The sequence below is a fragment of the uncultured Stenotrophomonas sp. genome, assembly GCF_963519925.1.
GTDB classification, from domain to species: domain Bacteria; phylum Pseudomonadota; class Gammaproteobacteria; order Xanthomonadales; family Xanthomonadaceae; genus Stenotrophomonas; species Stenotrophomonas maltophilia_AE.
On the sequence record NZ_CAUQPH010000149.1, the window covers coordinates 1 to 8,178 of the forward strand.

An 8,178-nucleotide genomic window follows, 5' to 3' on the forward strand; every position below is an offset into this window, starting at 1 on the left:
CCTTGCGGCGGTGGTCGCCATCGGCGTGGCCGGCGTGGCCCTGTACATGCTGGTGGGCACGCCCAAGGCCGTCGATGCCGTGGCCGAGGCCGAGCCCGGACCGGCGTCGCTGGAACAGGGGGTCCGCGCACTGGAAGCGGCGCTTGCACGCGAACCGCAGCGCGCCGACGGCTGGGCCTTGCTGGGTCGCTCGGAGCTGGCGCTGGGCAACCTGGACAAGGCCAACCAGGCATTTGCGCGCGCGGTCAGCCTGGCCCCGGATGAGGTGCCGCTGCTGGTCGAAGCCGCACAGGCGCGTGCCCAGGCCGACCCTGCCAAGCGCTTCGATGACACCGCCCTGCAATGGCTGCGCCACGCCCGGCAGGTCGACCCGGCCAGCGAACGCGCCGGGTGGTTGATCGGCATTGCGCAGCGTCAGCGCGGGCAGGACGCGGAAGCGGCGGCGACGTGGGAAGCGCTGCTGCCGCGACTGGACCCGGCAGCGGCCAGCGCGCTGCGCGAGCAGATTGCGATTGCACGCGGCAAGGCCGGTGTTCCCGCCGCGCCCGCAGCTGACGACGCGGTCGGGGGCGGCGTGAAGGTCTCAGTGGCGCTCGGCCCGGACCTCGACACCGCCGCGCTCCCGGCGGACGCTTCGGTATTCGTCATCGCTCGCATGCCGGGCGGACCGCCGATGCCGGTGGCGGTACAGAAGCATCGGCTCGCCGACCTGCCCCTGCAGATCACCCTGGACGACAGCGACAGCCCGATGCCGACCGCGAAGCTGTCCTCGCTGGACAAGGTGGAAGTATTTGCCCGCATTTCGGCTAGTGGGGTGGCGAATCGCCAGGAGGGAGATATTGATTCGCCTGTGGTGCAGGTGCAGCTGCCCTCCAAGGGCACGGTAAACCTCACCCTGCGGTAGGGCCACGCACCATGTGGCTCGACCGTGCTGGCGCTCCGGGGGGACTGTTGGGGCAGCGCAGCGTTGAGGGTGCAACACCCTCCATCACAGACCGTACGACCTCGTCTACCTCCCTCCACGGCCGGATGGAGCGTGTCAGGTAGCTGTAGCCAACCGCCAGTCGCTCCTTTTGATATGCGACCTTGCAGCGCTCTATCTCCCGAGGCGTCTTTCGGCTGCCACAAGAGGCCTGGAACGGAAACTCACCTGCCCGATACTGCAAGGACGGCAACGCCGCGTAGTAGACAGCAACGTTCATCCGCCCGCCCGGATCCCCTTCCAGTCTCACCACGCCATATTCGGGCTGCTCATCGCGCACAGCCCAGTCGCGCTTGGCAAGATCGGCCCAGATCGGGGCATCGGTTCGGTTGCAGCTCAGCAGGACGTCGATCTGCGACTCCACGGCATCGTCAAAGCAGCTCTGCCGGAAAGGGTCGACACTGGAAATGGACAGGCTGACCTGGGCAGCATCCGTCGAGGGGATGGATCTGATTGCCATCTGAAGACCGTTGGCTGATATCTGGCGCTCGCTTGAGTACATAGGCCGCCCCCAGTCCATGCGGATCTTCTGGCCACAGTACGACAGGATCCCGTTGACGAGTTCCCCGTCGGACTGCTGCTTGATTCTGGTTCGCAGCGCTTCCTGCCTGGCCGTGCGGGTGCTGCACGTGTGCGATAGAAGGGCTATGGCGCCCAACAGGCACACCGATAGAACGATCCTGGTCGCACGATTCATCTTCCCTGCCCCTAAGCGATCTGTTTCCCTTGACGCAGGCTGGACACGCATGGCGTGTCCCTACGCAGGCTGGATCCTTTCGCCCCTGATCGGGCCTGCGCTGCTGCATCCGCGCATCGCACGCAGCCATGTGAATGCTTCCGGCAGCGCCCAGGCGCTGCCGATTTCGATCACGATCCGCTCGCTGCAACGCGAAGCCATAGTGCCGAACTTCCCGGACATGTCATTCCCTTTGTGCAGCGCTTACAGCACGTGCACCCCGCCACGAGCATGTGGCTGCGCCCGGGAGGTTGTCAATAAGTGAACTGGGCTGGCCTTCTCAAAATGCGCCGTTTTTAATCGGTCACCTTGCCGGGCAGCGCGAGGTCGACGGTGCGTGGCCTTCCATTACCGCCGGTCCCCCCATCGTCGACTTCCCGCCAGGGGCGCATGGGCCCGGTGAGACAGGTTAGCTGACCGCCAACGTTCCCTTGCGATAGGACCTGGGCCGATACGAACCGTCCCGGCGACGGCACGGGCATCCCCACCCTGCCCGGGTAGAATGCCCGCATGACTGAATTCATTCCCCCAGGCACCCGCTACCACGCCCTGCCCTCGCCATTCGCGTTCAAGCGCGGCGGTGAACTGCGCGGTGCCCAGGTCGCTTTCGAGACCTGGGGCACGCTCAACGCCGACGCCAGCAATGCCATCCTGATCGTCACCGGCCTTTCGCCCGACGCGCATGCCGCGGCCAACGCGGCCAATCCCGCGCCCGGCTGGTGGGAAGGCATGCTTGGCGCGGGCAAGCCGATCGATACCGACCGCTGGTTCGTGGTGTGCGTGAACTCGCTGGGCAGCTGCAAAGGTTCCACCGGGCCGGCCAGCTTGGACCCGGCAAGCGGCGAACTGTACCGGCTGGGTTTTCCCGAACTGTCCATCGAAGACGGTGCGCGCGCCGCCGTGGAGGTGGTCAAAGCGCTTGGCATCAGCCAGCTCGCCTGCGTGGTCGGCAACTCGATGGGGGGCATGACCGCGCTGGCGGTGTTGTTGCTGCATCCCGGCATCGCGCGCAGCCACATCAATATTTCCGGCAGCGCCCAGGCGTTGCCGTTCTCCATCGCGATCCGCTCGCTGCAGCGCGAGGCGATCCGGCTGGACCCGCAATGGAATGGTGGCCGGTACACCGACCAGCAGTATCCGGAATCGGGCATGCGCATGGCACGCAAGCTCGGCGTGATCACCTACCGTTCCGCGCTGGAGTGGGACGGCCGCTTCGGCCGCGTGCGGCTGGATTCGGACCAGGCCGATGATGATCCGTTCGGGTTGGAGTTCCAGGTGGAAAGCTACCTGGAAGGACACGCCCGCCGCTTCGTGCGCTTCTTCGATCCGAACTGCTATCTGTACCTCAGCCGCTCCATGGACTGGTTCGACCTCGCCGAATATGCCGGGGGCGACGTCATGGCCGGCCTCGCGAAGATACGGGTGGAGAAAGCGCTGGCGATCGGCGCCAACACCGACATCCTTTTCCCGGTGCAGCAACAGCAGCAGATCGCCGACGGCCTGCGCGCGGGCGGTGCCGATGCGCAGTTCATCGGGCTGGATTCGCCGCAGGGCCACGATGCTTTCCTGGTCGATTTCGACCGCTTCGGGCCGGCGGTGCGCACCTTCCTGGATGCGCTTTGAGCCATGCGCCAGCAGGGCAGGCTCAGCGAGTGGAATGATGCACGCGGCTTCGGCTTCGTCCAGCCGCATGGCGGTGGCGAGCGCTGCTTCGTGCACATCGGCGCGTTCGCCGGGCGCGACCGGCGCCCTGCGCTGGGGGATGTGATCACGTACGAGGTGCAGCGTGATGGCAAGGGTCGCCTCAACGCAACCCAGGTACGTTTAGCGCTGCAAGGTAATGGGCGCCGGGCAACCACTGCGACCGCGGGCAGCGCAGGGCGCGACTGGTTGCCGAGGCGCGCCATCGCAGTGCTGTTCCTGGCGGGCGTGGCGGCCGCGGCATGGCTCGGGCGTTGCCCGCCGTGGATTGCCGCAGCGTATGCCGGCCTGAGCGCAATCACTTTCCTGTTCTACGCGCGCGACAAGAGCGCCGCCCGGCATGGGCGTTGGCGTACGCCCGAGGGCACCCTGCAGGTGATGGCGATGCTGGGGGGATGGCCGGGTGCATTGCTGGCGCAGGGCATGCTGCGCCACAAGAATCGCAAGGCTTCGTTCCAGACGACGTTCTGGGGTGCCGTGGTGATCAACCTGGTGGCGCTTGCGTGGATCGCCGGCGGTGGATCGTCCACCGCCGGGTGAGATCGCCAGGGCCGGCCAACGGCCGGCGCTACCCGGGGCCGGCTACTTTCCGGCGACGGCGTCGTTCAACTTTTCGATCGCCTGGTCGGCGGTGAACGTGTTGGGCTTCTGGATCTTGGGGAAATCCTTGAAGGTCTCGTTGAACTTCGTCAGCAGCGCGATGGCGCCGTACACGATGTAGACGTGGTTCATGTACCAGTCCCAGTAGGTGTTCGAGGTGACATCGGCGAACTCGTACGGGTCGGTGCGCAGGTTGTAGATCTTGGGGATGCGCATGGGCGTGAACGGTTCGCCCCAGACCGCGAGGGTTCCCTTGCAGCGCTGCTCGATGAAGGTCACCTTCCAGTTGTCATAGCGGATGCCGAGCGTATCGCCATCGTCGGAGATGTAGACGAACAGCTTGCGCGGCGAATGCTCGGCCTTGCCGGTCAGGTAGGGCAGCAGGCTCACCCCGTCGATGTGGTTCTTGTAAGTGCGCCCGATTGCCTTGACGCCTTTCTTGAGGTCGTCTACCACGGTCGTGTTGCCTGCCAGCTCCAGGAAGGTCGGCAGCCAGTCGTGGTGCTGCACGATTTCCGTGGAGACCGTGCCCGGCTTGATCTTCCCCGGGTAGCGCGCCACCAGCGGGATGCGGAACGCGCCTTCCCAGTTGGTGTCTTTTTCGCTGCGGAACGGGGTCATGCCGCCGTCCGGCCACGAGTTGCGATGCGGGCCGTTGTCGGTGGAGTACACCACCAGGGTATCGTCAGCGATCCCAAGTTCATCCAGGTAATCGAGCAGGGAGCCTACGTTCCTGTCGTGGTCGATCATCGTGTCGTGGTACGGCGATTGCCAGCGCCCGGCCTGGCCCAGGCTTTCGGGCTTGGTGTGGGTGTACAGGTGCATGTGGGTGAAGTTGACCCACACGAAGAACGGCGTGTCGTCGTCGGTGGCCTGCTTGATGAAGCCCTTCGCGCGTTCCGCGAAGTCGTCATCGCAGGTGACCATGCGCTTGCGGTCCAGCGGGCCGGTGTCTTCGATCTTCTGCTTGCCCACCCTGCCCCAGCGCGGTTGTTCGGTGCTGTCGTCCTTGTCCGACGCAAAGCTGTGGATCACCCCGCGCGGCTTGATCGTTTCGATGAAGTCACCGAACTCTTCCTTGGGGAAGTAGTCGTACATCTCCGGCTCTTCCTCGGCATTGAGGTGGTACAGGTTGCCGTAGAACTCATCGAAGCCATGGTTGGTCGGCAGCATGTGGTTCAGGTCGCCTAGGTGGTTCTTGCCGAACTGGCCGGTGGAATAGCCCTCGTTCTTCAGCAGCGCCGCGATGGTGACGATCTTCTCGTTCATGCCGATCGGTGCACCCGGAATGCCCACCTTCGACAGACCGGTGCGCAGCACGCTCTGCCCGGTGATGAACGAGGAGCGCCCGGCGGTGCAGGATTGTTCACCGTAGGAGTCGGTGAACATGATGCCTTCGCGGGCGATGCGGTCGATGTTCGGGGTCTGGTAGCCCATCAACCCGTGCGAGTAGCAGCTCAGGTTGGAAATGCCGATGTCATCGCCCCAGATGACCAGGATGTTGGGCTTCTTGTCGGTCTTTTTCTTCTTGGCGGCGGTGGCCATCGGGTGCTCCAGGAGTGCTGCGGCGGGTCCATGGATGATCCCTGCGCCACCGGGGGGGCGGCCACCGTGTTTCTACTTACGCTGGCTAAGTAATTCTGTCCCGTTGGTCTGTCGGCTGCGGATGCCATGTACCGACCAACGGTCGGTACCTACCGGAATCTGTCGGCTGCGGATCCGATGTACCGACCAACGGTCGGTACCTACCGGAATGCGTATGGCAGGTCCGCCACCGGTAGGTACGGACCGTTGGTCCGTACGGCGTCAGCGCCAGGCGCTGCCTACCTGCACGTAGACGGTGTCGTCCTCGGGACCGAATGCGTAATCCAGGCCCACGTAAAGCCCCAGCTGGCGCGCGATCAGGTAGCGACCGCCGACGCCCTTGGCCACCTGGCTGGTGGCGCCGGAGAAACTGCCGTGCTCGCCCCAGGTGCGCCCCGCGCCGACGAAGCCAATGGCGGCCCAGCGCGGTGTGAGGTTCCAGCGCAGTTCGGTTTCGACCGTGGCAGCGCGCGTGTCCTGGTAACGGGCCGAGCCGATGCCGCGCAGGTCGATGTACGGCAGCCGGTAGAACGGCACGTCGCCGCCCACCCAACGCATGTCCACCCGCCCGCCCAGGACCAGGCGCTTGTCGGCCAGCGGAAGGTAGCCGAACGCATGCGCGCGGTAGCTCTGGAAGTCGTTGTCGCTGCCGATGGCGTCATCGTAGAAATTGCCCTCCAGCATGCCCAGCCATCCGCTGTTGGGGGTGAATGAATTGTCGCGCTGGTCGTACTGCAGCGACAGCCCCAGGCCGGAGGTTTTTCGGTTCAGCTCGTGCGGCTTGAAGTACTGACGGTCCGAATCGACGTCGAAGCCGATGTCCAGGTCCATGTAAATCCACTGCAGGCCCAGGAACAGCGACTGGTCGCCCAGGCGCCGGGCAATTTTCTGGAACGCCATGTAGCCGTCGGAGCTGTAGCCGATACCCACTTCCGGCAGCACGTTGCCCGGCGTGTAGAAGTCCAGGTTGAACGACGATTTGGCGACGCCACCGGTATAGCGCCAGCGGTCGTCCTTGAAGTGCAGCATGGCGCCCGCCCCGTAGGCCGTGCTGCCGTTCTCGGTCTTCATCCCGGCAACGCCGTAGATGTTCGGCGGGATCATCTGCTTCCGCCCGTCGGCAGCTGTGCGTTCGAGCGCTGCGCCCTCCGGCCGGTGGAAGAACGCCAGGGCCACGCCGCCACCGTAGCCCACGGCCGGATCGCTGATGATCACGGGCACCGGCAGGAAACCCTTGCGCTCGAGCAACCAGCGCGACATGTCGAAATGGCCATCCTGCGCGTCCTTGAACATGGAGTGGCTGGGGGCTGCCGGGGCCGGCACTGTGGTGTCCGATGCCCTTTCCTGCGCAGGTGCAGGCGCGGCCAGCGCACAGTGAAGGATCATGGCTGCCGCCAAACCTGCCTTCCATCCACGCATGTCGTGCTCCCGGATGCCTCATCGTGTCCCGGACACACTGACAGACCCCGCTACCCCCCAGCCACGGCCGTTATACGTAGCCGACCTAAGTACAATTACCTAAGCGGATGCGTCGCGCCAGGTCATGACAGCGTGCCGTCGCGCAGGTGGCAGCTGCGGTGCACGATGCCTTCGGGCAGCTCGTCGTGGGTGATCATCACCAGGCTGCGCCCGTCCAGGGCGGCCACCAGGTCATGCAGCAACGCGTGCGCGGTATCCACGTCCAGGCCTTCTGTCGGCTCATCCAGCAGCAGGATCGGTGAGCCCCGCAGCAACGCGCGTGCCAGTGCCAGCCGGCGCGCCTGCCCGGCCGACATGGTGGCGCCGTTCTCGCCCACCCAGGCCTGCAACCCGCCCAGCCGCTCTGCCCACGCCCGCAGGCGCACGTCGGCCAGCACCTGCCACAGCCGGGTGTCGCTCGCCCCCGGATCGCCCAGCCGCAGGTTGTCGGCAATGCTGCCGGCAAACACCGGCGCATGTTGTGGCAGCCACGCGATCTGCGCGTGCCAGTCGGCCTGGGACAGGCTGCGGATGTCCTGGCCGCCATACAGCACGCGCCCGCCATCCGGGTCCCACAACCGCAGCAGCAACGACGACAGGGTGGTCTTGCCACTGCCGCTGTCGCCGCGGATGGCGATGCGCTCGCCGGGCGCGAGGCGCAGCTGCACGTCGTCCAACAGCGCGCGCGCCTGCCCGGGCCAGCGGAAACCCACCTGGTCAAGCTGCAGGACGGCCGGCTGTGCGGGCAGGGGCAGCGGCGCGTCGATATCGGTCACGCCGGCGGGCTGGTCGACGATGGCGTCCAGCCGCGCGGCCGCCACGCGCCCGGACAACCACGACTGCCATGCCAGGCCGATGCCCGCCCACAGCTCGATCAGCGCGACGGTCAGGAACACCAGCGCTGCCGCCATCGCCGCGTCGATCTCGCCACGTTCGAACCCGCGCAGCGCCAGCCACAGCATGCCGACCAGGCCCACCGCCGCGCATACGCCGTGCAGCGCATTGCCGGCCACCAGCCGCCAGCGCCGGCGCCGATCGCGGGAACGCACGTGTTTGGCGGCGACCAGCACGCGCAGCTTCCAGTGCTCGCGCGCCTGCAGGGCGGTCAGGTCGGCGG

Annotated in this window: 7 protein-coding genes; 3 read left to right on the top strand and 4 right to left on the bottom strand. The window is 66.1% G+C overall.

Features of this window, described 5'->3' with window-relative positions; translation table 11 throughout:
- Positions 1-904: cytochrome C biogenesis protein (locus RWO33_RS17505; RefSeq protein WP_314106467.1), on the top strand; the 904-nt coding region annotated here is incomplete at its 5' end.
- Here RWO33_RS17505 and RWO33_RS17510 read toward each other — a convergent pair.
- The gene (locus RWO33_RS17510) at positions 891-1,679 is read right to left on the bottom strand and encodes a hypothetical protein (RefSeq protein WP_314106469.1); all 789 of its coding nucleotides are present in this window, start codon (positions 1,677-1,679) and stop codon (positions 891-893) included. The genes RWO33_RS17505 and RWO33_RS17510 overlap by 14 nt on opposite strands.
- Positions 1,680-2,228: 549 nt before the next feature.
- On the opposite strand from RWO33_RS17510, the gene RWO33_RS17515 reads away from it, so the two are divergent.
- Positions 2,229-3,341, top strand: a complete 1,113-nt coding sequence (locus RWO33_RS17515) for a homoserine O-acetyltransferase (protein WP_314106472.1) — start codon at positions 2,229-2,231, stop codon at positions 3,339-3,341.
- Positions 3,342-3,344: 3 nt separating this feature from the next.
- A complete protein-coding gene (locus RWO33_RS17520; RefSeq protein WP_314106473.1) occupies positions 3,345-3,959 on the top strand; it encodes a DUF1294 domain-containing protein in 615 nt (204 codons plus the stop codon).
- Positions 3,960-4,001: 42 nt separating this feature from the next.
- Here RWO33_RS17520 and RWO33_RS17525 read toward each other — a convergent pair whose 3' ends face one another.
- From RWO33_RS17525 to RWO33_RS17535, 3 genes are all read right to left on the bottom strand, one after another.
- Positions 4,002-5,564 carry an arylsulfatase gene (locus RWO33_RS17525; RefSeq protein ID WP_314106475.1) on the bottom strand — a complete coding sequence of 521 codons (1,563 nt, stop codon included), beginning with the start codon at positions 5,562-5,564 and terminating at the stop codon, positions 4,002-4,004.
- A gap of 261 nt (positions 5,565-5,825) precedes the next feature.
- Positions 5,826-6,989 carry a BamA/TamA family outer membrane protein gene (locus RWO33_RS17530; RefSeq protein ID WP_314106476.1) on the bottom strand — a complete coding sequence of 388 codons (1,164 nt, stop codon included), beginning with the start codon at positions 6,987-6,989 and terminating at the stop codon, positions 5,826-5,828.
- A gap of 155 nt (positions 6,990-7,144) precedes the next feature.
- Positions 7,145-8,178: ATP-binding cassette domain-containing protein (locus RWO33_RS17535; protein ID WP_314106477.1), on the bottom strand; the 1,034-nt coding region annotated here is incomplete at its 5' end.

Bases quoted from the DNA above. Each gene is read 5' to 3' on its own strand.
- RWO33_RS17515 (WP_314106472.1), top strand. From the start codon at position 2,229: ATGACTGAATTCATTCCCCCAGGCACCCGCTACCACGCCCTGCCCTCG.
- RWO33_RS17525 (WP_314106475.1), bottom strand. From the start codon at position 5,564: ATGGCCACCGCCGCCAAGAAGAAAAAGACCGACAAGAAGCCCAACATC.
- RWO33_RS17520 (WP_314106473.1), top strand. From the start codon at position 3,345: ATGCGCCAGCAGGGCAGGCTCAGCGAGTGGAATGATGCACGCGGCTTC.
- RWO33_RS17510 (WP_314106469.1), bottom strand. From the start codon at position 1,679: ATGAATCGTGCGACCAGGATCGTTCTATCGGTGTGCCTGTTGGGCGCC.
- RWO33_RS17530 (WP_314106476.1), bottom strand. From the start codon at position 6,989: ATGATCCTTCACTGTGCGCTGGCCGCGCCTGCACCTGCGCAGGAAAGG.